Raw genomic sequence first — 25,561 nt, 5'->3', positions numbered from 1 at the left:
CATGGCCCGTCGCAACAGCGTAGAACAGCTGCCGACAGCCGTGCGCGACTGGCTGGACAAGGCCTTGATGGACGGCAACTTCAGCGGCTACCAGCTGCTGGAGGGGGCATTGCGCGACAAGGGCTTCGCCATCAGCAAATCAGCCATCCACCGCTACGGCCAGAAGATCGAGCGCCGCTTCGCCGCCATCAAGGCCAGTACCGAGGCCGCCCGCTTGCTGACCGAAGGCGCGGCGGACGACCAGGACGCCCGCTCCGAGGCGGTGATCGCCCTGGTGCAAACCGAGATGTTCGAGTCCATCGTCAGCCTGCAGGAAGCCAACGAGGAAGACACCAAGCCGGAAGACCGCATCGCGCTGCTATCCAAGGCCGCCAAGAACATCGCCACGCTTGCCCGCGCCAGCGTCAATCAGAAGCGCTTCCGCCTGGACGAGCAGGCCCGCATCGAGCGCGAGGCCCGCACCAAGCTGCTGGCCGAGCAGGAGGAAAAGCTGGAAGCGCTGCGCGGCGCCGATGGCATGAGCGAGCAGATGGAGTCCCGTATCCGTCGCATTCTGCTGGGTAAAGAATGATGGCACAGCCACCGCTCAAGCCGTTGGGCACGCCGCGCAAGATTGACCTGGCCGAAGAGCTGGAGCTGGCCGGCGTGGTGGTGCCGCAAGACGTGTCCGATGCCATCCCGGCCGAACAACCGGTGTTTCTGCCGTACCAGCAGCGCTGGTTTGAAGACGAAGCCCAGATCATGTTCGCGGAGAAGAGCCGCCGCACCGGCCTGACCTGGGCCGAGGCCGGCCGCAACGTGGTCAAGGCGGCGCGGCCACGCCGTCGCCAGGGCTGCAATACCTTCTACGTCGGCAGCAAGAAGGAAATGGCGCTGGAGTACATCGCCGCCTGCGCCTTGTTCGCCAAGGCCTTCAACGAGCTGGCCCAGGCTGATGTCTACGAGCAAAGCTTCTGGGATGAGGGCCGGCAGGAGGAAATCCTCGCGTACATGATCCGCTTCCCCAAGAGCGGTTTCAAAATCCAGGCGCTGTCCAGCCGGCCATCCAACCTGCGCGGCCTGCAGGGCGATGTGGTGATTGACGAGGCGGCCTTCCATGACTCGCTGGAGGAGCTGCTGAAAGCGGCGCTGGCACTGACCATGTGGGGCAACAAGGTGCGGCTGATCAGCACCCACAACGGCGTCGAAAACCTGTTCAATCAGTACATCCAGGAGGCGCGCGAGGGGCGCAAGGACTACAGCATTCACCGTATCACCCTGGATGACGCCATCGCCGACGGCCTGTACAAGCGCATCTGCTACGTTACCGGCCAGACCTGGTCGCCGGAAGCGGAAAAGAAATGGCGCGACGACCTGTACCGCAACGCGCCCAATACCGAATCCGCTGATGAAGAATATGGCTGCATCCCGAAGAACAGCGGCGGCGCCTGGCTGTCCAGGGCGCTGATCGAATCGCGCATGTCGGCGGACACGCCGGTACTGCGCTATGCCTGCCCGAATGGCTTCGAGCTGCTGTCCGATCACGTCCGCCATGCCGAGTGCAGCGACTGGTTGGAGGCCAAGCTGGCGCCGCTGCTGGCTGCTCTGCCCGCCGATGCCATCAGCTTCAATGGCGAGGACTTCGGCCGCACGGGCGACTTGTCCGTGCATGTGCCGCTGATCCAGCAGCAAAACCTCGTTCGGCGGGTGCCGTTCATCCTGGAGCTGCGCAATGTGCCGTTTCGCCAGCAAGAACAGATCGCCTTCTACCTGATGGACCGCTTGCCACGCTTCATGGGCGGCGCCTTCGACGCCCGCGGCAACGGCCATTCCTTGGCCGAGTTCGCCATGCAGCGCTACGGCGCCAGCCGCATCCAGCAGGTGATGTTGACCGAGAGTTGGTATCGCGAGCACATGCCGCCGCTGAAGGCCGCGCTGGAAGACGGTGACCTGGTGGATTTGCCCAAGGACGCAGACATCCTGGCTGACTTGCGCGCTGTCCAGGTGGTCAAGGGCGTGCCGCGCATCCCGGATGCGCGCACCACTGGCGAAGACAAGGGCAAGCGCCACGGCGACGCCGCGGTGGCCATCGCTTTGGCCTACTACGCCAGCCGCGAACTCAACAAAGGCCCGGTGGCAGTGAAGTCCCGCCGCCGCCGCGCCGCCACCCGCATCACACAGGGGTACGCATGAAAGCAAAGGGCATGTGGGTCAGCCCCACCGAGTTCGTCCAGTTCGGCGAGCCGCGCCAGTCGCTGTCCAGCCAGATCGCCACCCGCTCCAAGAGCATCGACTTCTACGGCCTGGGCATGTATCTGCCCAACCCGGACCCGGTGCTGAAAGCGTTGGGCAAGGACATCAAGGTCTACCGCGAGCTGCGCGCCGACGCCCATGTGGGCGGCTGCATCCGGCGCCGCAAGGCGGCGGTAAAGGCGCTGGAGTGGGGGCTGGACCGCGGCGCGTCCAAAAGCCGGGTAGCCAAGTCGATCACCGACATCTTCAACGACCTCAACCTGTCACGGATCATCGGCGAGATGCTGGACGCCATGCTCTACGGCTACCAGCCGATGGAGATCATGTGGGGCAAGGTGGGCAGCTACCTGGTGCCGGTGGACATCGTGGGCAAGCCGGCCGACTGGTTTGTCTTTGACGAAGACAACCAGCTGCGCCTGCGCACCAAGCAAGCCCCGCTCAAAGGCGAGGAGCTGCCCGAGCGCAAGTTCCTGGTGCCGCGCCAGGATGCCAGCTACGACAATCCCTACGGCTTCGCCGATCTGTCCATGTGCTTCTGGCCTACCACCTTCAAAAAAGGCGGCCTCAAATTCTGGGTGCAGTTCACCGAGAAGTACGGTTCGCCCTGGTTGGTCGGCAAACATCCACGCTCGGCCAGTACCCAGGAAACCGACCTGTTGCTGGACAGCCTGGAAGCCATGGTGCAGGACGCGGTGGCAGTCGTCCCGGATGACTCCTCCGTGGAGATCAAGGAGGCCGCCAACGGCGCCAACAATGCCGACGTCTACGAGCGGCTGCTGCACTTCTGCCGCTCCGAGGTCTCCATCGCGCTGCTGGGTCAAAACCAGACCACCGAGGCCAGCGCCAACCGCGCCTCGGCCCAGGCCGGGCTGGAGGTGACGCGCGACATCCGCGATGGTGACAAGGAGGTGATCGAGGAGGCGCTGAACCAGCTGGTGCGCTGGGTTTGCGAGCTGAACTTCAACGGCGGCGACCGCCCGCGCTTTGAGATGTGGGAGCAGGAGCAGGTGGACGAAGTCCAGGCCGGCCGCGACGAGAAGCTGACCCGCGCCGGCGCCCAGTTCACTTCCGCCTATTTCAAGCGCGCCTACAACCTGCAGGACGGCGACCTGGTGGAAACCAACAAGCCAGAGGCCACGACCAGCGCCGAGTTTGCCGAAGCCGACGAAGAAGCGCCGGACCAGGATGCGCTGGACGCGGCGCTGGATGCGCTGTCGGCCAACGAGCTGCAGGCGGACACCGCCGCTATGCTGCAGCCGCTGTTCGACCGCATCCAGGCCGGCGCGCAGCCGGATGAGCTGCTGGGCAGTCTGGCCGAGCTATACCCTGACATGGACGCCAGCGGCCTGCAGGAGCGCTTGGCCCGCGCCATCTTCACCGCCAAAGTCTGGGGGCGGCTGCATGGCTGACTTCGACCTCGCGTACTGCATGAAACTGCCCCCGGAAAAGGCCATCCAGTACCTGAAGAACAAGGGCTACGCCATTACCTGGGACTGGGAGGAGCTGTGGCAGGACGCCCAGGCCCAGGCGTTCACGGTGGCCAAGGTGTCGCGGCTGGACATCCTGCAGGACATCCGCGACGCCGTGGAGAAGGCGCTGGCCGAGGGCAAGACCTTTGCCTGGTTCAAGAAAGAGCTGACGCCGGTCCTCAAGGCCAAGGGCTGGTGGGGCAAACAGGAAGTGCTGGACGAAGACACTGGCGAAGTGCGCGAGGTGCAGCTGGGCAGCCCCAGGCGGCTGGAGACCATCTACCGCACCAACCTGCAGACCGCGTACATGGCCGGCCGTTGGCAGACCCAGATCGAAAACGTGGCCGACCGGCCGTACTGGATGTATGTCGCCATCCGGGACAGCAAGACCCGCCCCAGCCATCGCGCCCTACACGGCAAGGTGTTTCGCTACGACGACCCGTTCTGGCAGTCCTATTACACGCCGAACGGCTGGGGCTGCCGCTGCCGCATCGTCGCGCTGTCGGCCGATGATCTGAAGGCGCGCGGCATCCAGGTTGAGTCCTCGGCCGGCCGGCTGGGCACTGCGCTGCGCACGGTATCCGAGCGAACCGGCGAGCAACGAGAGGTGGCCACCTTCCGCAGCATTGACCCGGTGACCCGGCGCGAGGTCAGCATTTCGCCGGACGTAGGCTGGAGCTACAACCCCGGCGCCGCGGCCTGGACGCCAGACCTGGCGCGCTATACCGGTGACCTGGCCAAGCTGGCCAACAAGGAGCTAAGAGCATGAGCGACTTCGTCAGCATCGTCATCCAGGACGACCAGGTACAACGCGCGCTGCGCCGGCTGGAGTCATCTGTGGCTGACATGACGCCGGCCATGCGCGCCATCGCCGCCTCGTTGGCGTTCATCACCGAGGAAAACTTCGAGGCCGAGGGGCGGCCGAGCTGGACGCCCAGCCAGCGCGCCAGCCGGGACGGCGGCGTGACGCTGCAAGACCGCGGCCAGCTGGCGGCTTCGGTGGTCACCGACTATGACCCGCACTCCTCGGTCATCGGCAGCAATCTGCCATATGCGCGCATCCAGCATCTGGGCGGCCAGGCCGGCCGCAACCAGGCGGTGGAGCTGGAGGCGCGGCCGTACCTGCCGATGAACGAGGACGGCGAGCTGCAGCCAGAGGCCGGCGAGGCTGTCATCGGCGCCGTGATGCGCCACCTGCAACATGCGGCGGCTGGCTGACCGTTTTTATAAGAGCATGTTCGGCATATCCCTTGCGGGTGCATGGGGCACCAGCCCCAGCCCGTATTTGGGAGACCTGCATGAGGTTGGTAATAGCAGTAACTGGCGGCGTGGTGGTGTTGGCTGCGTTGACCAAGTGGCGTTGGCTCTGGGTGTTGGCAGTGTTGCTGTGGTTCGAGTTGCTGGCGATGGCGCCAGACTAAGCCAAATCTCCCCTGCGGTGTAGAAGCCGCAGGGCCGGTTTTTTATTTTCCTGCGCCCGATGATGGCCCACAGCTGGCGTAGTGAAGGTGTAAAGCTTTATAAAGGCTTTACTGATTGGAGATGAGGCCCACTGGTTCCCTGCGAGTGAGGTCGACCACGATAGCGCTTAACGACTAAGGAAGTGATCCATCATGAGCAAGACAGGCAAGGTCTTTGTCGAGGTAAAAAAAGAACGGCAGATGATCATGTACTCAGAGCTTTGGCATGCAAGTGATTGTGTATTGGAAAAAGCGCGCCAGAATCCAGAGGGTTCGTCATGGCAATTTCTCTCGTCAATACTATTGACTGCCTTTGCCTTTGAGGCCTACCAAAACCATATAGGACCTTGCCTGTTTGCTCATTGGGAGCATCTTGATCGACTCTCGCCACTTGCTAAATTTGATTTGATCATTGATCGGCTTGAGATAAGTGTGCCGAATGCGAAAGGTGGGCGTCCTTGGCAGACACTGAGTGAACTATTCAAATTCCGCAACACAATTGCACATGGCCGATCCAAGAGCCTTGAAAAGAGTGACACAAAGACCACTGACGCTTACCTGGATGGTTTCCATGATGAGTTGTTGGATGATTGGGAGCTACGTATCAGAAGTGATGAATTTGCGCTACGCTGCCGAGAGGATGTTGAAGCCCTGCTACGTATCATTCATAAACAGTTGCCTGGAGAGCCAGAAAGGCTCTTTGCTTTTGGGTCGGGCTTTCATTCAGCAACAGTCAAACCCGGTAGCCCGCGTTAATCCATTCTTGACTCGGCGAAACTTTAAAGCCGATTAAACGTCCCGCCCGCTGACGCCGTTCACCATGACGGCATGAACGCGACCCAATCCCTGCACATATTCAAGTCCGGCCGCCAGACAGCGATGTCTGGCGACGTGCTGGACTTTTCCGAGTCCGACCTCGCGGCCTGTGCCCGCGCTTACGATCCGGCCCTGCATGAGGCACCCATCGTCATCGGTCATCCCAGGCACGACGCGCCGGCCTATGGCTGGGTGAAGTCTCTTGCCGCCAGCGGCATCGACCTTTTGGCCGAGCCGCACCAAGTGGACCCGGCATTCGCCGAACAGGTGGCAACCGGCCGCCACAAGAAAATCTCCGCCTCTTTCTACCGTCCCGACTCGCCGAACAACCCGGTGCCCGGCGTCTACTACCTGCGCCATGTCGGTTTCCTGGGCGCGCAGCCGCCCGCCGTGAAGGGGCTGCGTCCGGTGGAGTTCGGCGAGGCCGACGACGACGTGGTCGAGTTCGGCGACTGGGGCGACGTCCAGAACGCCAGCCTCTGGCGCCGCATGCGCGAGTGGCTGATCAGCCAGTTCGGCCTCGATGCCGCCGACAAGGTCATTCCCGACTATGCCGTGGCCAGCCTGGAGGACGACGCCCGCCAGGATGACTCCTCTTCCTCTTCCTTTGCCGATCCATCCCAACCCAAGGAGACCCCTGAAGTGACCCCTGAACAGCAAGCCGCCCTGGAGGCGGAAAACGCCAGGCTGAAGCAGCAACTGGCGACGGCCGCGGCCGAGAAGAAGGCCACGGCCGCGGTTGCGCGCCACAGCGAACACCTGGCCTATGCCGAGCAGTTGATCGGCGAAGGCAAGTTGGTGCCGAAACACAAGGACGCCGTGGTGGCTTTCCTGGACTTTGCGGACGGTGAAGCCTCCGTCGAGTTCGGCGAGGGCGATGCCAAGCAAGCGCTGGCCAGCGCCTTCAAAGGCTTCCTGGGCGACATGCCGAAGGTGATCGATTTCAGCGAGGCCGCTACCAAGGACAAGGCTAACCAGTGGGAGCAGGACGGCTCGCTGGAGTTTGGCGAGCGCGCCGATCCGGAGCGGCTGCAGTTGCACAACCGAGCCACCGCCCTGGCCACCGAGAAGGGCATTCCCTACGAGCAGGCCGTGCGCCAGTTGCTGAAATCCCGTCCCAACTGATAAGGAGCCGCCATGAGCGACCGTTTGAAGAAACTCCGGGTGGTCGACCCGGTACTGACCAGCCTGGCGCGCGGCTACCGCAACGCGCAATACATTGGCGAGAGCTTGTTTCCAATTGCGCCGATGGACAAGGAGGCCGGCATCATCCCGCTGTTCGGCAAAGAAGCCTTCATGCTGTGGGAAACCGAACGCGCCATCCGCGGCCGCACCAATGTGATGATCGCCGACGACCCGAACACCCTGGACGTGGTACTGCGCGAGCATGACCTGTCCTATCCGGTGGACTATCGCGAGCAAGCCGAATCGATGTTCAACGAAGAGGCCAAGGCCGCCAAGCGGGTCAAAGACGCTATCGACCTGCGGCGCGAAGTGGCCGCCGCCATCCTGGCGCAAAACCCCAAGACCTATCTGCCCGGCGCCAAGGTGGCGCTGTCCGGCTCCAGCAAATGGGCAAACAGCGGCGGCGACCCGATCAAGGACGTGGAAGACGGCAAGGAAGTCATCCGCCAACGCACCGGCATGCGCCCCAATACTGGCGTCATCGGCGCTGCCACCTACGCCACGTTGAAATTCCACAAGGGGCTGGCTGCGGCCCTCGGCACTCAAGAGCGCAAGCTGATCACGCTGGAGCATTTGAAGGCGCTGTGGGGTGTCGAGGACATCTTTATCGGCGAAGCGCTGGCATCGGACGGCCGCAGCGCGACGGGCGATATCTGGGGCGACAACGTGGTGCTGGCCTACGTGGCCAAGCCCGCAGCCGGCACCGATGGCGACGCCGACATCCCGTCCTTCGGCTACACCCTGCGCAAGCGCAACATGCCGGAAACCGATAAGTACGACGGCGAAGGCGGCAAGGTGCGTTACGTCCGGCACACCGATATCTACAAGCTGGTGGTGGTCGGCGCCGATGCCGGCTATCTGATCGCCGACGTGGCGTGACGGAGGGCATATGCCGATCTATCGCATTCAGGGCATCGCCCTGCAGCACGACGGAGAACTGTTGGCGGAAGGCCAGACCATCGAGTTGGACGAACCACAGTCGTCTCCCTGGCTGGTGGAGGTAAAAACCACCCTGGCCAGCGGGCAGAAGGCCGATAGCAATACCGACCAGCAGGCCAACACCGAGGGCGAAGACACGCTGCCTGCAGGCGACACCGCCAAAGCGGGCAAGAAAGGAGAAGGCAAATGAGAGGACAGAACGTGGTTTTGACCCTGTCGGTGCTGGCCGCGGCTGACCTGCAGGCGCGCCGCTTTGTCGGCCTAGACGGCAAGACCTGCGGCGACGGCGCCAAGGCGCTGGGCGTGGTGGAGGTGGACACCGAGGCCGACAACATGGCGCCGGCCAACGTGCTGGGCGCCATCCTGGTGGAGGCTGGCGGCGCCATTGCGGCCGGCGCAGACGTGCAGTCGAACGCCGCTGGCCAGGCTGTGGCCAAGGCGGCCGGCCAGGCCAGCGGCATCGCCCTGGACGCCGCCTCCGCGGCTGGCGACGTGATCCGCATCTTGCGGGGCATCTGACATGCGCTACTGCACCCTGGCCGACCTGCAGCTGGCCATCCCCCAGGCCACGCTGGTTCAGCTCACCAACGACGCCCCCACCGACTACCACATGGCGCCGGAGCCGAACCTGGCCGTGGTGGAGGAAGCGGTGCGCCAGGCCGAGGAGCTGGTGGATGCGCATCTGCGCGGCCGCTATGTGCTGCCGCTGGCCACGGTGCCATCGGTGATCAAGGACAACACCGTTAACCTGGCGCGGCATTGGCTGTATGCGCGGCGGCCGGAGGGGAACGAGCTGCCGGATGCTGTCACCCGCACCTACAAGGCGGCGCTGCAGATCCTGGAATCCATCCGCGACGGCAAGCTGACCATAGGCTTGCCCACCGGAGAAGCCGCGCCGGAGCCGGGCGAGGTGAAGGTCCGGGCGCGGCGGCAGCTGTTCAGCGCATCGATGCTGGAGCGTTACCGCTGATGGGCTCCACCGTCGAGATCATCGACGCCCTAGTGGCGCGGCTGCAGGCCAGGCTGCCCGGTCTACTGGTCGAGTACTTCCCGGAGCGGCCGGCCGAGTATCGGCTCAATCACCCGGCCGGCGCGCTGCTGGTCAGCTACCTGAGCAGCCAGTTTGGCGCCCCGGTGGATGCCGGCGCGGTGGTTCAGCCGCGCACGCTCAAGCTGTCGGTGACAGTGGTGCTGCGGCAGCTGAATGGCCGCACAGGCGCGGTGGCGGTGCTGGACGACGTCCGCCGCGCGCTGGTGGGTTACCGGCTGCCGGATTGCCGCAAGCTGCAGGCCGCGGGCGAGCGCTTCCTGGGGCAATCCGCAGGCCTGTGGCAATACGCCGCCGACTTCACCGCCCAGGCCATGCAGATTGAGGATGCTGACTCTGACGCCGACCCTCGGCTCACCCAAGTCAATCATGAGGAACAACCATGAAATACCTGTATTCCGGTCCCGTAAGCGGGGTCACCCTGCAAGTCGACGGCGCCGCCCGCGAGGTGATGTTCTACCCCGGCTGCGAGGTGGACCTGCCGGAAAGCAACGAATACACCCAGACGCTTCAGGCGCTGGACTACCTGGTGGCAGTGGATGGCCAGGCCAGACCGGGACGGACTGCCTCGCGCAGCACCCCCAGTGATGAAACCGTAGGCAAGGGAGCCTAAGCATGGCTGCAAACTATCTGCATGGAGTGGAAACGATTGAGGTCGAGCGCGGCCCGCGCCCGGTGCGTACCGTCAAGTCGGCGGTGATCGGGCTGATTGGCACGGCTCCGGTTGGCGCCATCAATACGCCGGTACTGAGCTTGTCGGAGAAGGATGCCGCCGGTTTCGGTCCGCAGCTGCCGGGCTTCACCATCCCCCAGGCGCTGGACGCGATTTACGACCACGGCGCCGGCACTGTCATTGTGATCAATGTGCTGGACCCGGCGATTCACAAAAGCAGCGCTGCTGGCGAGAACGTTACCCTGGACAAGGCCACCGACCGGGCAATGCTGGCGCGCGGCGCCATCAGCAACCTGGTGCTGAGAAGCGCGGATGGCAACGCCACCTATGCCGAAGGCGCCGACTACACCGTTAACGCCATGACCGGCGAGGTGCTGCGCGTCAAAGGGGGCAAGATCGCGGTGGCTGCCAGCCTCAAGGCGGCCTATGACTACGCCGACCCGGCCAAGGTGACGCTGGCCGACATCCTCGGCACCATCAATGCGGCCGGTGTTCGCACGGGGTTGAAAGCGTTGAAGGATACGTACAACCTGTTTGGCTTCTTCGCCAAAATCCTGATCGCGCCGGCCTTCTGCACGCAGAACTCGGTGGCCGCCGAGTTGATCGCCATGGCTGGCCAGCTCGGTGCCGTGGCGTACCTGGATGCGCCGATTGGCACCACTTACGCCCAGGCGCTGGCCGGCCGAGGCCCGGCCGGCACCATCAACTTCAACACCTCCAGCGACCGCGCGCGCCTGTGCTATCCGCACGTCAAGGTGTACGACCCGATCACGAACGCGGAACGACTGGAGCCGCTGTCGGCACGCGCCGCCGGCCTGCGCGCCAAGGTGGACATCGATAAGGGGTTCTGGTGGTCCAGCTCCAACCAGGAGCTGGCTGGAATCACCGGGGTGGAACGGCAGCTGTCGGCAATGATCGACGACCCGCAGTCCGAGGTGAACTTGCTCAACGAACAAGGCATCACCACGGTGTTTTCCAGCTATGGGTCCGGCTACCGTCTATGGGGCAACCGTACCGCAGCCTGGCCCACCGTCAGCCACATGCGCAACTTTGAAAACGTGCGCCGTACCGGCGACGTGATCAACGAGTCGATCCGCTACTTCAGCCAGCAGTTCATCGACATGCCGCTCAACCAGGCCACCATCGACGCACTGGTGGAGTCGGTAAACGGCTACGGCCGCAAGCTGATCGGCGACGGCGCCTTGCTGGGCTTCAAAGCCTGGTTCGACCCGGCACGCAACGAGCAGACCGAGCTGGCCAACGGCCATTTGCTGATCAGCTACAAGTACACGGTGCCGCCGCCGCTGGAGCGCCTGACCTTTGAAACCGAGATCACCTCGGAATACCTGCTGAGCCTGAAGGGGGGTAACTGACCATGGCGGGCAAAATTGAAATCAACCGCATCACCAACGCCAACATCTATGTCAACGGCGCCTCGCTTCTCGGCCGGGCCGACGAGGTGAAGCTGCCGGACGTGTCGGCCATCATGCAGGAACACAAGGCGCTGGGCATGGTCGGCAAGATTGAGCTGCCGGCCGGCTTCGACAAGCTGGAAGGCGAGATCAAGTGGAACTCGTTGTACAAGGACGTGGCCAAGACGATGGCCAATCCGTTCAAGGCAGCACAGCTGCAATGCCGGTCCAGCATTGAAACCTACGGTGCCCAGGGCCGCCTGCAGGAGGTCAGTCTGGTGACCTACCTGACCGTGATGTTCAAGAAGAACCCGCTGGGCACCTTCAAGCAGCATGAGAATGCCGAATTCAGCTCGGCCTTCGCCGCCACCTACATCAAGCAGGTGATCGACGGCGAGGAGGTGCTGGAGCTGGACTACCTGGCGAACATCTTCCGGGTGGGAGGCGAGGACATGCTGTCCGTCTACCGGAGCAACATCGGTGGCTGACCGCTGCACCACATGAGAAAGGCCCGCTTTGCGGGCCTTTCTTCATTTCACTTGGGCGGATTGCCAGCTCAGGCCGGAGGCTGAGCAACGAAATAGAAGCCAGCGAAGCTGCAAACAATGCAGACAGCAAATAGTGCGAGTACGGCGATCCGGTAGGCCTTCGATGTCCAGACCCGCTTCATCATTCCCAGGGCAAACAAGGGGATGACCAGCAGATTGAAAATACCCATCCAGGTCGTATCATTCAGTAGCCCCCACTTGGTGAAGAACAGCAAGGCAAAGTCTTTCATTTGTTGAATTCCATAAAGTTCCAGCGGTAAAGCTCAAAGGCTTTCAGGGCATCGCTGCTGCGGTTTCCCGTCTTGAAGTTCCTGTAATCCCAGCCTGATTTTGCCCTGGTGTACTCCCCGGTTTCAACCGGGAGGCCACCATAGGCGGTTTGCTGTGGGTCGGCAATGTTCTTGCCTACGGCGCGGTAAATCCACGTCATAGGCCAGTGGATAGTGTTGTTTGAGTTGCCCTGATATATATGGATGGAAGCTGGATTTACGGCAGATACCACTTGGATGTGGTGAGCGCGGCCGCCGTTTACTGCGCCTTTGGCATCGTGAGCCAGTGCCAGGATATCACCAGGTCGCAACGCTTCAGCCACGCTCACCTTAACGGTATTGACCCCGACCCTCTGCATGTCCGGTGCGCCGTAGGTCAGCATGGCCATTTCCGCGAAGCCCCACATGTCGCTGACGTAGCGATCATGCTCGTCAGCCTTATACAGCTCCATGTTGCGATAGGTGCGTACATCGGTCTTTAGCTTCACCGGCAGGCCCTTGGACGCGGCATACTGCGCCAACACCCGGATGGCGAAGTCCTCACAGGTAAACCTGTCCTGAGCCACAGCGCCATCCTTGGTCCAGTACTGCTCGTTGCGCAGAATTTCCACGATGGCCGGCACGCTGCTCTGGAAGTCCGCAATATCGCTGTCCGTCCATTTGCGGGTGGTTTTCCAGAACACCTTCATCTTGACGACGTGAGGCTGGGTGTCGCTCTTGTGTGTGAGCTTGGCGACGATTTGGTCTACTGCGTCCACGCTTACTCCTTGAACAGATGCAGGACAATCTTTTGCGCGGCCTGGCCGCCAATAATCTCGGTCTTGCCGGCGGCGGAAGTGGTAACGGCTGAGATCGTGCCATCGGGCATTTCCAGATGGACGGGCAGATCGGTCAGTGGCTGGCCATCCTGGTCAACAACCTGAAAGTGCTGGTTGAATGCCTCCGGCGGGTGAGGTTTGCCGATGGCCATCGCCTGGTCGGCGGCTGCGCCGCCTCCAGTGCTGGCCACGCCGCTACCCTCATAGCTGCGCGTCACATTACTGAGGGTGGAAATCAGCGTTGCACCACAGCTGACCTTGTGGCCGTCCAGCGCGATGCCTTTTCCATCGATTGTCCAAGACGGATCGCCTTCCACGATGGTGCAGTTGACGTGGCCTTGCTTCGGGCAAGTGACAGAGTCGCCTACCACGGCGACAGCCTTGCCGAACATGGTGGTGGTACTGGAAGCGCTGACCACCCTGCCGCCGTGGCTGGTGGGGTCGCCCAATCGAATAACGGGTTTCATAGCTGCAAAATCAGGCAAAGCGCGCACATTAGCATAGCTGCTTGACGCTTTCTCCTGGCTATATGTGCAAATGCCTTTCTTTAAAGCCGTTTAACGGCTATCCCAGCTCACTCCGACGACAATCCATCGCGTAGTAACCGTTCAATCCACACGAAGGATGTCAGATGGAAATCAAGCTGCAATACCCGTTCACCAACGCTGCCGGCCAACGTATCGAAACCCTGACCGTGTCCCGCTTGAAGCGGGCCGACCTTAAAGCGGCCAGCCGCTACAGCAAAGATGACGCTGACCAGGAGGACTTCTTGTTTTCCCGCATGACCAGTTTGACGCTGGAGGATATCGACCAGTTGGACATTGCGGATAGCAAGGTGTTGGCAGACCGATTTCGCGAGATGGTGGGCATCGGAGAAGAGCCTGGGCGAGCTTGATGCGTTCCTGCTGACTGTGCTGCAAATACAGCCCTCGGAAATCGACGGCCTGGATATGGAGGACTACTGGCGGTGGATGGGCGAGGCAGAGCGCGAACTTAAACGCCGGCAGGCCCGCTTGCAGCAGGCTTTTTCGTGAAGTCGGCAAACAAAAGGCCGCCGGAGGATCGGCGGCCTGTCTGGCAAAAACCGGGTTATCGCTGGGAGCGTCCAGGACGCATCGCTCGGGCGAAGATGCCGAAAATCAGTGCGACTACTGGTAGTCCCCATGCGACAAGGGGCGCAATGAATAGCGCGGCCAGTAGCAACAGCAAAACAAAGCCGAGCAGATTTCCGTCAGACAGCGACCATGCCCACCAAACGGCAATCATGCAGGCGATGACAGCGCCAACAAGTTGGACAATTTCAGCGGTGGTTTCGCCGATGTCACGGGTATCGGTTTTCATAGGCCGCAGTATAGCGAGGACGGTTTCAGATGGCGAACAACATGCTGGTCAGTGTAGCAATTGGCGCGGTGCTGCAAGGCTCCTACCTGGCCGCTTTCGCAGGCGCCAAGCGCTCAATGGAAGTGCTGGACGCCACAACCAAACAGCTCAAAGGCCAACAGGATGCCCTGGGCCAGGCGATGAAGCGCGCCATGGGCACCCTGAGCGACGGCAGCCTGGCTGCATTGAACCGTGATTATGAGAGGCTGGGCCGAGCGGTGGACGCGCTGCGGCTGAAGCAGGAAAAGCTGGCCGCCAGCATGGCTCGTGGTGGCGAATTGAAGGCGGCACGGCAAGAAAGCTGGTCCGGGATGAAGGAAAGCGCGGCCACCGCCGTGGCGGTAGGAGCGCCTATCTTCGGCTCGGCGAAGCAGGCTGCAAAGTTCGAGGCCGGCCTGCGCGACATCACCATCACCGGCAACCTGACCAAGCAGCAAGAGCTGCAGGTCGGCGCAGCAATTCGCCAGGCGGCACTTACCACCAATCAGGGGCACGCTGCGATCCTGGACGGTGTGGGTACCTTGGTCGCGGCCGGCATGGACGCCCAGGAGGCCGGCAAGCGCTCCAAACTGCTTGGCCGCGTCTCCACCGCCACCAATGCCGACATGAAGGACGTGGCAAGCATGGTGTACAGCTTCACCGAAACGCTGGGCATCAAGACCGAGGACGGGCTGAAGGAGGCATTCAACCGCGCGGCGTATGGTGGCAAGCTGGGCCGTTTCGAACTGAAGGACATGGCGAAGGCGCTGCCCGAGATGACTGCCGCGTTTGCGGCCAAAGGCATCAAGGGGCAGCAGGCGGTTACTCAGATCGTGGCCAGCCTGGAGGTTGGCCGCGAGGGAGCCGGATCAGGCGACGAAGCCGTGACCAACCTGCGCAACTGGCTGTCACACATGAATGCCAAGCCGACCATAGACGCTTACAAGAAGGCCGGCGTCGATTACCAGGGCAGCATGCAGAACCTGGTGGCTGGCGGCTTCTCTAGCTATGAGGCGTCTCTGGAGATTGCCAACAACTTCATCAAAGGCAAGGGCGACGGCTTCATGAAGCAGTGGAAGGCCGCAGGCGCCAAGGGCGACCAGGAGGCCCAGCGCAAGTTGATGGAATCGTTCGGCCTGAACGAGGTGTTCCAAGACATCCAGACCATCAACCACCTGCTTTCCATGCGTCAAGGCTGGGACAAGTACAAAGAAAACAAGCAGAAAATGGGCAGCGAGGAGGCGTTGGGCAGCAAAGATAAGCCAAGCACCATCGACGTCGACTATGCCAAGCGTGTGGAGACGGCGGAAAAAGCTTGGCAGCGCTTCTCCACGCAAGTCACAGACGTGGCCATCACCATAGGCAATACCCTGTTGCCGTCCATTTCCAGCACCCTGGACGAGCTAACGCCGGTCATCAAGAGTTTCGGTGCCTGGGCTGAGCAGAACCCTGGCATGCTGCGCGGCATTATTGGCATGGTCGGCGGCGTGGTCGCTCTACGTACTGCGCTGTTCGGACTGAAGTTCCTGGGCAACTTCATGTTCCTGGCCCCGGCCAACTCGGTGGCAACCGCCTGGACGGTACTTTCCACCCGCGTCACGCTGATCAAGGCATTGCTGGCTGGCGGTTCGTCGCGCTTCTCTCTGCTGCTGCAGTTTTTCGGCATGAGCGCTGAGCGTGCCGGTCGGCTGACTGCGGTGCTGGGGAAACTTGGCGGCGGTGCGGTGCGTCTGGGGCGTCTGCTCGGCAGCAGTTTGTTGACTGTCGGCCGCACGGTGTTGTGGCTGGGCCGCGCAGTAATGATGAACCCGATTGGCCTGGCCGTGATGGCAATAGCGGGGGCGGCATACCTGATCTATCGCTATTGGGAGCCGATCAAGGCGTTTTTCGGCAAAGTGTGGTCGGCGGTGGACGGAGTGTTCAAGCGCTACCCGATCCTGAACTACATCTTCCCCATCATCGGCATCCCGCGTCTGATCATCGCCAACTGGAGCCGCATCAAAACCTTCTTTAGCGGGCTGTGGGAAGGCATCAAGCAATCCATGACCAGCTTGTGGGGGTGGATGAAGATGAAGGTGGCCAGCTGGATTGTGTTCTGGTTGCCGGTGATCCGCTTTGCCGGTGAGCTGCCTGGCAAATTCCTGACCGCTGGCAAAGACCTGGTGATGGGGCTGGTCAATGGCATCAAGGCCAAGATCGGCGCCGCCAAAGAGGCCATCGTCGGTCTTGGCAAGGACATCAAGGGCTGGTTTGCCAGCACGCTGGGCATCAAGTCCCCCAGCCGTGTCTTCATGGGCTTTGGCGACAACATTGCCCAGGGCGCGGCCATCGGCATAGACCGTAGCGCCGGCGGCGCCGTCCGCGCCTCCGGGGCGATGGCCAAAGCCACCGCCAACGCTTGGGGCAAGCCGCGGCTGCAGACGCCGGCTATCCAGGACCAGGCGCAGGCTCTTCAGACGATGCAACTGCGCGGCCGCGATGTCGGGCCGACCCGCATCGAGACGTTCCAGCGGCTGCAGGCTGGCGAGCGCGGTAACGCGGTGCCGGCCGGTAAGGCGCCGCAGCCGATGGCAATCCACTTCAACCCGGTCATCCACTTGCCGGCCGGCACGCCGGAAGCCACCAAGGGCGCGCTGCAAGAGACCTTGAAACTATCCATTCATGAGCTGGAACAGATGATCCGCCGCATCATGGCGCAACAGGACCGGAGGGCATACAACTGATGTTTGCGCTATTGGGCGAGGTCCAGTTTGACCTCATCACGTATTTCGATGGCTTCGAGTCGCAGTTCGGCGCGGACTATGCCGAGCATGCCCTGATCGACGGCAAGCCACGCCTGCAGCACATAGGCGACAAGCTGGACGAAATCCGCATCCAGCTGTCCTTCCATAGCCAGTACTGCGACCCGGAGCAGGAGCTGCTGAAGCTGCGCAGCGCGCTCGCGGCGCACCAGGCCATGGCCCTGGTGCTAGGCAATGGCGATTACAAGGGCTGGTTCGTCCTGACTGATGTGACCGCCACCAGCAAACAGACCGACAAGGCTGGCACGCTGATAGCCATGGACGCCAACATCACGCTGCGCGAGTTCGTTGGAGACAAGAAAGCTCCGCTGGCGCCACCTGCTGTCCAGCCCAAATCCCCGCCGGTTGCTGCTACGGCCTCCCTGGCCGCCAACAAATTGAAGGCGGCGGCCGGCTCGGTGCGCGACAACATCCGCCAGATGGTGGCCTATGCCAACCAGGCGCAGGCAGCGATGAAGACGGCGCAGGACTCGACCCAGCTCGCCCAACAGCTGCGCAGCAATCCACAGGCGGCCTTGGGGCGGGTGCCGGGCCTGCTGACCAATGCGAAGCAGGCGGCAGCGCCGCTGCAGAAGATGCTGCCCTCGCTGAACGAGCTAAGCGGCCAGTTGCCGGAAGCCGCCGTCATCGCCCGCGCCAGCAGCAATGCGCTGGGTGCCATCCTCAGTGTTCAGGACACGCTGTCATCGACCAATGCCAGCAACGTCTCCGGCAAGCTGGATGTGGCGGGCGGCTACCTGGGCGCCGCCAGCAGCGCGCTGGAGTCCGCCTCACCAGCCATCAGCAAGCTGGCCGGCAAAGTCATCACGAGGGCCATCTGATGTTTCTGACCCACGTCACCACCCAGGGCGAGCGCTGGGACCAACTGGCCAGCCGCTATTACGGCGATCCGCTGGCCTATGAGCGCATCATCACCGCCAATCCCCATATCCCCTTAGTCACCACGCTGCCGAGCGGACTGGTGCTGTCCATTCCCGTGATCGAGCAGGCCGATCTGGCCGAGGAGCTGCCACTATGGATGCGATGAGCAATGCCCAGGCCAAGGTGCCGCATCCGGTATTTCAGCTGGCCTATGGCCAGCACAGCATCACCAGCGACATCTCCCCGTATGTGCTGTCGGTTACCTATACCGATTACCTGTCGGGCCAGTCCGACGAGCTGGAGGTGGAATTGGAGGACAGCGACGGCCGCTGGATTCGCGCCTGGTATCCCGGCCATGGCGACCAGTTGACGCTCAAGATCGGCTATGCCGGCGAGCCGCTGCTGCCTTGTGGCGGCTTTGAAATTGACGAGATTGAATTCGCCTTCCCACCGACCACGGTGTCCATCCGCGCGCTGGCTACCGGCGTCAAGAAGTTGGTCCGCTCCCGAGTCGGCCGCGCATATGAAAACACCACCCTGGCGGCCATTGCCCAGCGTATCGCCAAACGCAACCACCTCACGCTGACTGGCAAAGTCCGCGACATCCGCATTGACCGGGTGACTCAGTACCAGGAGCGTGATGTCGCGTTCCTGACTCGGCTGGCGCGGGAGTTCGGTTACGCGTTCAAGATCGTTGGCAGCAAGCTGGTTTTCAGCGAACTGGCGGACCTGCGCGACGGCCAGCCGGTGATGACGCTGCGGCCTGGCGATCTGATATCGATCCGACTGCGGGACAAGATCAAGGAGATTTACCAGGAGGCAAAGCTCAAGCACCACAACCCCAAGACCAAGAAGCTGGTGGTATATGGCGTCAAGAATGGCGAGGTGGCGGCTACAGGCCACACCACGACGACGGCCAAGTCTGGCAAGAACCCAAGCAGCAGCGACTCGCTGAAGATGTCGGGTCGCGCCTCATCCCGTGCGACGGCCCAGGCGAAGGTGCAAGCAGCGCTGGATCAGAGCAACCTGGAGCAGACCGCCGGTAGCCTGACCTTGCCGGGCACGCCGCGCTTGGTGGCCGGCAGCACCTTTGACCTGGTCGACTGCGGGAAGCTATCCGGCCGTTACCTGGTGGAGTCTGCGCGCCACAGGATAGACCGCAGTGGCGGCTACACCACCGACCTGGAGGTCAAGCGCGCCGCCCTGGCCGTGCAGCAAGGCAAAGGAACGGCGGGCAAGAAGCCGGCATCAGGCTTGAAGGTGTACGGGATAAAGGACAACCAGGTGCAGGTGGTTGGCACCACGCCGCAGAAGGGCAAGAAGAAATGAACTTGGAGACCCTGGAAGAGTTCGGCGCCACGGTGAGGTTTGGCACCGTCAGCGCCAGCAAGCCCGGCTTTGCCCGCGTGCGCCTGCCGGACCTCGACAATATGCGCACCATGTGGCTGCCGATAGCGTATGCCAAGACCCAGGACGACAAAGCCTGCTGGACCTACGATAGCGGCGAACAGGTGGCGGTATTGCTGGACGCGCGCGGAGAGGACGGCGTAATCCTGGGCGCGGTGTACTCCGAGGCGGACACGCCGCCTACCAGCAGCCCGGACAAGTTCATGGTGCGCTTCAAGGATGGCGCGCTACTGGAGTATGACCGGGCCAGCCATGTATTGATCGTGTCCGGCGTGCAAAAAGTGGTGGTTGAGGCAAGCGCCACTGTCCTGGTGCAGGCTGGGGCCAAGGTAACCGTCGACGCACCGGATACCGAGTTCAGTGGCAATGTCCTGGTGAAGGGCAAACTGGTGGGGCAAGGCGGGATGGCGATCTCGGGCGGGGGTGGTGCCAGCGTAGCCGGCGACATGAAGGTGGATGGGAATATGAGCGCCAGCGGTACTATTATGGATGCCGGAGGAAACTCCAACCATCATTCACATTGAGTTGAGGGCATATTTTGGAAAGTATCGAGTACCGAGGGTTCATGATCTGGTTTGCCGGATATCGGCATGCGGATGCTTCATGGGGAGTGCGTTACTTCGTTGGTCGTCACACTAACGAAGGGGTCCGAGAAGTACCGTTCTCGCTTGATCGTTCATACCACTCAAGCGAGGATGCTAAAGAGCATGCTTTGATCGCAGCTCACCAAAAAATAGATCGCTACCTTGACGGAGCTGATCAGTCTTTGGCCATTCTTTTCTAGAATTAATCCCCTTTAAAGTCCCCCGGCCGGGGCATGCGGCACCATAGCATGCATGACTCGGCTATCTGACTCCCTTCACTGGCAACCCGCACTGCACCGCCCCGACTTGGTCGAGGCGGAAGCGGATATCGACCAGGCCATCCGAATCATCCTCACCACGCCCAAGGGCAGCGACCCATTGCGGCCGGACTTCGGCTCCAACGTCCACCTCTATCTCGACAACCCCGTTGATCAGGCCGTGCCGCACCTGGTGCGCGAGAGCGTCGAGGCCATCCGGCAATGGGAACCACGTTGCCAGCTGGTCAAGGTCTCACCGCTATTTGATGGCTCGCGCATCACCTTGCGCGTGACCTGGCGTCTGGCCAACGGCGTGCAACACATCACGGAGCTGCCGCTATGACCTTGCCCGAACCCAACTTTATCGCCCGCGACCCGGACGCCATTACCACCGAAATCATCGCGCAGTATGAGCAGCTGTCGGGCAAAACGCTGTACCCGGCCCAGGTGGAGCGGCTGCTGATCGACGTAATCGCCTACCGCGAGTCCCTGGTGCGCATCGGCATCCAGGAGGCAGCGAAGCAAAACCTGGTGGCCTATGCCCGCGCGCCGATGCTGGACTACCTGGGCCAGCTGGTGGGCGTGACCCGACTGCCGGCGCAACCGGCCCGCACCACGTTGCGCTTTACTGTGGACGCGGCGCAGGCCAACAGCTTGTTGATCCCCGCCGGCACCCGCGTAGAAAGCGGCGACGGCGCCGTCACCTTCGCCACCGACGACGATGTGAGCCTGCCGGCCGGCCGCTTATCGGTCGATGCCGCCGCCACATGCCAAGAGCCTGGCACTGCCGGAAATGGCTGGCAGAGCGGGCAAATTGCCAGCTTGATGGATGACCTGGGTGATGTGGATGTGGGAGTCGCCAATATTGCGACCGCGTCTGGTGGCATCGACGAGGAAGAGGACGAACGACTGCGCGAGCGGGTCACGCTGGCGCCCGAGTCGTTTTCCAATGCGGGTAGCAGCCAGGCGTACCGCTTCCATGCGCTGCGCGCCCACCAAAGCATTGTGGATGTGGCGGTGCTGTCGCCTCGGCCGGGCGTAGTGCAACTGTACCCGTTGCTGGCCACTGGGCTACCCAATGCCGAGATGCTGGCGCTGGTGCAGGCAACCTGCTCGTCCGAGCGGGTGCGGCCGTTGACCGACCGGGTGGAGGCGCTGGCGCCGGCCGCCGTGGACTACATCATCGAGGCACAGCTGAAGCTGTACAGCAAGGTGGATGCGGCCAACGTGCGGGTACAGGCCCAGCGCGGTGCCGAAGCCTTCGCGGCCAAGAACGCGGCAACTCTGGGCCGGGATATCGTGCCGAGCCAGGTCATCGCCGCGCTACAGGTCGACGGCGTCTACGAGGTCAATCTGACCAGCCCGCAACGGTTGGCGCTGGCCGCGCACCAGTGGGCACGCTGCACCGCAATCAAGCTCGCCATCACGGAGGCCACCAATGGCTGACCTACCGTTGCCGCCATCGCTGGCGGGCGATGCCCGCAGCCAGGTGTTGGCCAAGCTGGCGGCCCGGATCAGCGATGTCGATCTCTCGGCATTACTGGTCTACCTGGCGGACACCGTCAGCGCCTCCGCGCTGCCGCACTTGGCCGAGCAATTCAGCCTGGTCGGAGATGGCTGGGAACTGGCCGAGTCCGACGACGCGCGCCGCGCGTTGATCAAGAGCGCTATCGAGCTGCACCGCTACAAGGGAACGCCCTGGGCGGTCCGCGAGGTAGTGCGGCGCCTGGACATGGGCGAGGCCACGCTGCTTGAGGGCTTATCCGGCCAGCGCCGCGACGGTTTCATCCAGCGCAATGGCTTCTATGTCCATGGCGACCCGGATGCCTGGGCCAAGTACCGCGTGTTACTGCAGAGACCGATCACCAACGACCAGGCCGACCAGCTGCGCGCCGCGCTGACCGCGTATGCGCCGGCTCGCTGCCACCTAGCCAGCCTGGAGTACCAGGCCGTAGCCAATCGCCACAACGGCGCCATCCACCGTAATCGTCAATTCAACCGAGGGAGTGCCTGATGGCCAATTTGCAGGAAAAACCCGTCTGGGAGACGGGCATCTATCAGCTGGAAACCTCCGACCCCGTGCTGGCCGGGCCGGATGGTATCGACAACCTGCAGGGCAAACAGCTGGCCAACCGCACCGCCTACCTGAAGAAGCAGGTGGACGACCTGGTCTCCGGTGCGTTGACTGCCGAGTACGCCGACCGCCTCAAAACCTCGCGGACCTTGGCCATGACAGGCGATGGAGCCTGGAGTGTGAACTTTGACGGCAACGACAATGTCAGTGCCGCCATGACGCTGGCCAATACCGGCGTAGCTGCGGGCAACTACGGCATGGTAACGGTGGACGCCAAGGGGCGTATCACCAGCGGCCGGCAGATGGCGGCAGCGGACGTGCCGGCACTGGACTGGAGCAAGATCGCCAGCGGCCGGCCGTCAACGCTGGATGGTTACGGCATCGCCATCGCCAGCCAGGCAGAGGCTGAAGCCGGCAGCGACAACAGCCTGGCAATGACGCCGCTGAAGGTGGCGCAGGCATTGAATGCCGTTGGCCTGGCTGGCCGCGCCAAGAACATCACCAGCGGCTCGCTGCAAACCATTCGCCCCAACGGCCTATATCACGTGAATGCCGTCGGGCAGGTTGCCGACGCGCCGGTAAAATGCAATGGCATGCTGCTAACCCACTTCCTCAACGACCAATGGGGCAATCAGGTCTACTGGATGTGGGGCGGCGACACGTATGAGCAGCGGCTGGAAAACGGCATCTGGAAACCCTGGGTCAAGAGTCTGAAAGCCGGGCGGCAAAGCACGCTGGCCGAATACGGCATCACCGACGCCGCCACCAAGGCCGAGCTGCAAGCGGCTATCAGTAACGTCATCGCCGGCGCACCGGGCGCCCTGGACACCCTGCAAGAGCTGGCGGCCGCGCTGGACAATGACGCCAGTTTTGCGGCCAACCTGACCAAGAAGCTGGCCACCAAGGCCGACAAGGCCGCCACGCTGGACGGTTATGGCATCGCCGATGCATTGCCACTGCGGGCGGACATTGCATCGGCGGTAGATCTGGACACCCTCACTATCACCGGCATTTACCACAATCCCGCCAACGATAATGCGATCAAGGGCAAGAATTGGCCCTGCCCACAGGCCGGCCAACTGACCGTGAGGGCGACCGGCGAGATGGTCTATCACACCTATCAGGCGTTTGCCGATGGGGGATTCTGGCACCGCTGCCGCTATCAGGGCCGCTGGACTGTGTGGCGCCAGCTGGCGGATGCCGCCACCACGCAGGATGGCATCACCGCCGCCGCGCCGCCTGGGCAGATTGCCTATTTCGCCCGCGACACGCCGCCGCCGGGCTGGATCATCTGCAACGGCGCGCAGGATGTATCGCGCGCAACCTACGCCGCACTGTTTGCGGCCATTGGTGAGCGATTCGGCGCTGGCGATGGCAAAACCACATTCGGCGTGCCAGATCTACGCGGCGAGTTTATCCGCGGCTGGGATGCTGGGGGCGGTGTGGACGTCGCCGGCCGCAGTTTTGGTAGCCGCCAGGCCTCTCAGAATCTGGCACACGATCACGCCATCCCGACACCGGCAGGCAATATTGCCGGCCAGGACACTGTCCTCGTGGACAATGGCGGCGCGCCGCTGGATTTGGGCGCGCGGCAGGCGTCAAATGAATTGTTGGGAGAGTGGAACGGCAGCGGCAGGTATTTGCGCTACGCGACATACAGCACCGGCGGCAACGAATCCCGGCCCCGCAACGTCGCGCTGCTGGCCTGCATCAAAGTCTGAGGGGGTACCAATGAACGAACAAAAAATAGTGTATTGCTACAGCGCCGCGACCGGCGAATGCACCGGGCAAACCACGGCGCAACGCTCGCCGCTGGATGTGGACGAGGTCTATCTGATTCCCGCCTGGGCGGCAGAAGCTGCCCCTCCGGCGGCCGGCCCGCGCCACGCGGCCGCCTGGCGCGCGGCCGACGGCAGCATCCCCGCCCATTGCATCCTGGGTGGCGGCTGGCAGCTGCTGCCGGATTGGCGCGGCGTGCCGCTGTGGGATACCGCCACGGCGCAGCCGATTGTCGCGCAGTTGGGTGACACGCCGGAGACGCTGGGCGCCACCGAGCTGCCGCCGCCGCCGTTTGGCGTGTGGGATGGCATGAGCTGGAGCGTTGACCAGGTCGCCGAGTTGGCCGCACAGCGTGCCGCAGTCGAAACGGAAATCGCCGCGCGGCGCGGCCAGGCCGATGCGGCCATTGTGCCGCTGCATGATGCGGCTGACCTGGGCATGGCGACGCCAGCCGAGTCCGTGCTGCTGGCAGCCTGGCGGCGCTACCGGGTGGAGCTGTCCCGAGTGTCGAATCAGCCAGGCTTTCCGAACCAAATTGATTGGCCGCTGATCCCGGCATAGTGCAGAAAACAGCAGTCGAGCAGGTGTTGGAGCACCCGCTCGACTAGCTGACCCGCAGAGCAGACCTGCAAGTCATCCCAAGGCTGTCATTGCCGTTGGCCAACGGTGAAACAAGCCTATCGGGATATTTCGCATCAGGAAAGAGTCTTGCAGATGTTACAAATCACAGCAGCACCCATCGTTCCATGGATTGGCGGCAAGCGCCGTCTGGCCAAGCACATCCTTCCTCTGTTTCCCGAGCATATCTGCTATGTCGAACCCTTCTGCGGCGCGGCCGCGCTCTATTTCCTGAAGGAACCGGTCAAGGTAGAGGTAATCAACGACGTCAACGGGGAGCTGGTCAACCTTTACCGAGTCGTACGCCACCACATGGAAGAGTTTGTCCGGCAATTCAAATGGTCGCTGACATCGCGGCAAATCTTCAAGTGGTTGCAGATCACCCCGGAGGAGACGCTGACCGACATCCAGCGGGCTGCCAGGTTCTTCTACCTCCAGAAGATGGCCTTCGGCGGCAAGGTGGACAACCAAAGCTTCGGGACGGCCACCACCAGTCCCCCCAAGCTCAACCTGTTGCGCCTAGAAGAAGACTTGTCTGCCGCCCACCTACGCCTGAGCCGCACCTATATCGAAAACTTGGACTGGACTGACTGCATCAAGAAGTACGACCGGGAGCACACGCTGGTCTACTGCGACCCGCCATACTGGGGCACTGAGGGCTATGGCGTAGACTTCGGTTTGCACCAGTATCAGCGCATGGCAGAACTGGCCAAATCGATGAAGGGGCGGATGATCATCTCGGTCAATGACATCCCAGAGATGCGCCAGGCTTTTGATGGGCTGAGCATGGAGCGAGTAGACATTGCCTACACGGTGGGTGGCGCCGGCCGCAGCAAGGACAAGAAGGGGGAACTGATCATCCGTAACTGGTGATCGTCCACCGAAAGAGCGAAGGGGCCAGCCGGCCCCTTCGTGTGGGAAGTGAAATTCTTTTGCGGATGCTGGAAAATGG

General features: G+C 62.6%; 32 protein-coding genes. 28 read left to right on the top strand and 4 right to left on the bottom strand.

Going from position 1 to position 25,561, the window contains the following annotated elements; genetic code table 11:
* Position 1: 1 nt before the first annotated feature.
* From BI347_RS20965 to BI347_RS20895, 16 genes are all read left to right on the top strand, one after another.
* The gene (locus BI347_RS20965) at positions 2-571 is read left to right on the top strand and encodes a DUF3486 family protein (RefSeq protein WP_071117000.1); all 570 of its coding nucleotides are present in this window, start codon (positions 2-4) and stop codon (positions 569-571) included.
* A complete protein-coding gene (locus BI347_RS20960; RefSeq protein ID WP_338032402.1) occupies positions 568-2,172 on the top strand; it encodes a hypothetical protein in 1,605 nt (534 codons plus the stop codon). The genes BI347_RS20965 and BI347_RS20960 overlap by 4 nt, the downstream gene beginning before the upstream one ends.
* Positions 2,169-3,641, top strand: a complete 1,473-nt coding sequence (locus BI347_RS20955) for a DUF935 domain-containing protein (RefSeq protein WP_071116999.1) — start codon at positions 2,169-2,171, stop codon at positions 3,639-3,641. Before BI347_RS20960 ends, BI347_RS20955 begins: the two co-directional genes overlap by 4 nt.
* Positions 3,642-3,660: 19 nt before the next feature.
* Positions 3,661-4,470 (top strand): phage head morphogenesis protein, encoded by an 810-nt coding sequence (locus BI347_RS20950; protein ID WP_239690976.1) that lies wholly within the window; start codon positions 3,661-3,663, stop codon positions 4,468-4,470.
* Entirely contained in the window at positions 4,467-4,919 is a 453-nt protein-coding gene (locus tag BI347_RS20945; protein ID WP_071116997.1) for a phage virion morphogenesis protein, read from the top strand. The genes BI347_RS20950 and BI347_RS20945 overlap by 4 nt, the downstream gene beginning before the upstream one ends.
* An 80-nt stretch (positions 4,920-4,999) precedes the next feature.
* Positions 5,000-5,122 carry a hypothetical protein gene (locus BI347_RS24880; RefSeq protein ID WP_275638877.1) on the top strand — a complete coding sequence of 41 codons (123 nt, stop codon included), beginning with the start codon at positions 5,000-5,002 and terminating at the stop codon, positions 5,120-5,122.
* 192 nt (positions 5,123-5,314) lie between these two features.
* Positions 5,315-5,917 (top strand): hypothetical protein, encoded by a 603-nt coding sequence (locus BI347_RS23770; RefSeq protein ID WP_139167283.1) that lies wholly within the window; start codon positions 5,315-5,317, stop codon positions 5,915-5,917.
* Between the two features lie 72 nt (positions 5,918-5,989).
* Positions 5,990-7,102 (top strand): peptidase, encoded by a 1,113-nt coding sequence (locus tag BI347_RS20935; RefSeq protein WP_071116995.1) that lies wholly within the window; start codon positions 5,990-5,992, stop codon positions 7,100-7,102.
* Between the two features lie 12 nt (positions 7,103-7,114).
* On the top strand, positions 7,115-8,041 hold the full coding sequence (locus BI347_RS20930) for a major capsid protein (protein ID WP_071116994.1): 927 nt from the start codon (positions 7,115-7,117) through the stop codon (positions 8,039-8,041).
* A 10-nt stretch (positions 8,042-8,051) separates the two neighbouring features.
* Complete coding sequence (locus tag BI347_RS20925) at positions 8,052-8,291, top strand: hypothetical protein (protein ID WP_071116993.1); 240 nt, start codon at positions 8,052-8,054, stop codon at positions 8,289-8,291.
* A complete protein-coding gene (locus tag BI347_RS20920; RefSeq protein ID WP_071116992.1) occupies positions 8,288-8,620 on the top strand; it encodes a capsid cement protein in 333 nt (110 codons plus the stop codon). The genes BI347_RS20925 and BI347_RS20920 overlap by 4 nt, the downstream gene beginning before the upstream one ends.
* A 1-nt stretch (position 8,621) precedes the next feature.
* Positions 8,622-9,071, top strand: a complete 450-nt coding sequence (locus BI347_RS20915; RefSeq protein ID WP_071116991.1) for a gp436 family protein — start codon at positions 8,622-8,624, stop codon at positions 9,069-9,071.
* Positions 9,071-9,535 (top strand): Gp37 family protein, encoded by a 465-nt coding sequence (locus BI347_RS20910; RefSeq protein ID WP_071116990.1) that lies wholly within the window; start codon positions 9,071-9,073, stop codon positions 9,533-9,535. Before BI347_RS20915 ends, BI347_RS20910 begins: the two co-directional genes overlap by 1 nt.
* A complete protein-coding gene (locus BI347_RS20905) occupies positions 9,532-9,762 on the top strand; it encodes a hypothetical protein (RefSeq protein ID WP_071116989.1) in 231 nt (76 codons plus the stop codon). The genes BI347_RS20910 and BI347_RS20905 overlap by 4 nt, the downstream gene beginning before the upstream one ends.
* Before the next feature lie 2 nt (positions 9,763-9,764).
* On the top strand, positions 9,765-11,195 hold the full coding sequence (locus BI347_RS20900; protein ID WP_071116988.1) for a phage tail sheath subtilisin-like domain-containing protein: 1,431 nt from the start codon (positions 9,765-9,767) through the stop codon (positions 11,193-11,195).
* Positions 11,196-11,197: 2 nt separating this feature from the next.
* Entirely contained in the window at positions 11,198-11,722 is a 525-nt protein-coding gene (locus BI347_RS20895) for a phage major tail tube protein (protein WP_047257738.1), read from the top strand.
* 68 nt (positions 11,723-11,790) lie between these two features.
* On the opposite strand, the gene BI347_RS20890 is transcribed toward BI347_RS20895, so the two are convergent.
* The 3 genes from BI347_RS20890 to BI347_RS23110 are packed head-to-tail and all read right to left on the bottom strand — an operon-like array spanning position 11,791 to position 13,336.
* Positions 11,791-12,012 (bottom strand): hypothetical protein, encoded by a 222-nt coding sequence (locus BI347_RS20890; RefSeq protein WP_071116987.1) that lies wholly within the window; start codon positions 12,010-12,012, stop codon positions 11,791-11,793.
* Complete coding sequence (locus BI347_RS20885) at positions 12,009-12,809, bottom strand: hypothetical protein (RefSeq protein ID WP_071116986.1); 801 nt, start codon at positions 12,807-12,809, stop codon at positions 12,009-12,011. The genes BI347_RS20890 and BI347_RS20885 overlap by 4 nt, the downstream gene beginning before the upstream one ends.
* Positions 12,810-12,811: 2 nt before the next feature.
* Positions 12,812-13,336: a PAAR domain-containing protein gene (locus tag BI347_RS23110; protein WP_083339097.1), complete on the bottom strand. Its 525-nt coding sequence runs from the start codon at positions 13,334-13,336 to the stop codon at positions 12,812-12,814.
* Between the two features lie 164 nt (positions 13,337-13,500).
* Here BI347_RS23110 and BI347_RS20875 point away from each other — a divergent pair, with 164 nt between their 5' ends.
* Positions 13,501-13,764: a phage tail assembly protein gene (locus BI347_RS20875; RefSeq protein ID WP_071116985.1), complete on the top strand. Its 264-nt coding sequence runs from the start codon at positions 13,501-13,503 to the stop codon at positions 13,762-13,764.
* 194 nt (positions 13,765-13,958) lie between these two features.
* Here BI347_RS20875 and BI347_RS20865 read toward each other — a convergent pair whose 3' ends face one another.
* Entirely contained in the window at positions 13,959-14,210 is a 252-nt protein-coding gene (locus BI347_RS20865) for a hypothetical protein (protein ID WP_071116984.1), read from the bottom strand.
* Between the two features lie 29 nt (positions 14,211-14,239).
* On the opposite strand from BI347_RS20865, the gene BI347_RS20860 reads away from it, so the two are divergent.
* The 11 genes from BI347_RS20860 to BI347_RS20810 all read left to right on the top strand — a co-directional run bounded on the left by BI347_RS20860 (position 14,240) and on the right by BI347_RS20810 (position 25,482).
* The gene (locus BI347_RS20860; RefSeq protein WP_071116983.1) at positions 14,240-16,951 is read left to right on the top strand and encodes a phage tail tape measure protein; all 2,712 of its coding nucleotides are present in this window, start codon (positions 14,240-14,242) and stop codon (positions 16,949-16,951) included.
* Positions 16,951-17,850: a phage tail protein gene (locus BI347_RS20855; RefSeq protein WP_071116982.1), complete on the top strand. Its 900-nt coding sequence runs from the start codon at positions 16,951-16,953 to the stop codon at positions 17,848-17,850. The genes BI347_RS20860 and BI347_RS20855 overlap by 1 nt, the downstream gene beginning before the upstream one ends.
* Positions 17,850-18,056, top strand: a complete 207-nt coding sequence (locus tag BI347_RS20850) for a tail protein X (RefSeq protein ID WP_071116981.1) — start codon at positions 17,850-17,852, stop codon at positions 18,054-18,056. Before BI347_RS20855 ends, BI347_RS20850 begins: the two co-directional genes overlap by 1 nt.
* Entirely contained in the window at positions 18,044-19,219 is a 1,176-nt protein-coding gene (locus tag BI347_RS20845) for a phage late control D family protein (protein WP_071116980.1), read from the top strand. Before BI347_RS20850 ends, BI347_RS20845 begins: the two co-directional genes overlap by 13 nt.
* Entirely contained in the window at positions 19,216-19,821 is a 606-nt protein-coding gene (locus BI347_RS20840) for a phage baseplate assembly protein V (RefSeq protein WP_071116979.1), read from the top strand. Before BI347_RS20845 ends, BI347_RS20840 begins: the two co-directional genes overlap by 4 nt.
* 312 nt (positions 19,822-20,133) lie before the next feature.
* Positions 20,134-20,481: a GPW/gp25 family protein gene (locus BI347_RS20835; RefSeq protein ID WP_071116978.1), complete on the top strand. Its 348-nt coding sequence runs from the start codon at positions 20,134-20,136 to the stop codon at positions 20,479-20,481.
* On the top strand, positions 20,478-21,584 hold the full coding sequence (locus tag BI347_RS20830) for a baseplate assembly protein (RefSeq protein ID WP_071116977.1): 1,107 nt from the start codon (positions 20,478-20,480) through the stop codon (positions 21,582-21,584). Before BI347_RS20835 ends, BI347_RS20830 begins: the two co-directional genes overlap by 4 nt.
* Positions 21,577-22,152 carry a phage tail protein I gene (locus tag BI347_RS20825; protein WP_071116976.1) on the top strand — a complete coding sequence of 192 codons (576 nt, stop codon included), beginning with the start codon at positions 21,577-21,579 and terminating at the stop codon, positions 22,150-22,152. The genes BI347_RS20830 and BI347_RS20825 overlap by 8 nt, the downstream gene beginning before the upstream one ends.
* Positions 22,152-23,933, top strand: a complete 1,782-nt coding sequence (locus tag BI347_RS20820) for a tail fiber protein (RefSeq protein ID WP_071116975.1) — start codon at positions 22,152-22,154, stop codon at positions 23,931-23,933. The genes BI347_RS20825 and BI347_RS20820 overlap by 1 nt, the downstream gene beginning before the upstream one ends.
* A 10-nt stretch (positions 23,934-23,943) precedes the next feature.
* On the top strand, positions 23,944-24,552 hold the full coding sequence (locus tag BI347_RS24060; RefSeq protein WP_071116974.1) for a tail fiber assembly protein: 609 nt from the start codon (positions 23,944-23,946) through the stop codon (positions 24,550-24,552).
* A gap of 153 nt (positions 24,553-24,705) precedes the next feature.
* The gene (locus BI347_RS20810) at positions 24,706-25,482 is read left to right on the top strand and encodes a DNA adenine methylase (protein WP_071117170.1); all 777 of its coding nucleotides are present in this window, start codon (positions 24,706-24,708) and stop codon (positions 25,480-25,482) included.
* The last annotated feature ends 79 nt before the right edge of the window (positions 25,483-25,561 follow it).

Source organism: Chromobacterium sphagni (genome assembly GCF_001855575.1).
Taxonomy (GTDB): Bacteria; Pseudomonadota; Gammaproteobacteria; order Burkholderiales; family Chromobacteriaceae; genus Chromobacterium; species Chromobacterium sphagni.
Note: the sequence above shows the minus strand (reverse complement) of the source record. Positions and strands in the feature narration are given on the sequence as shown.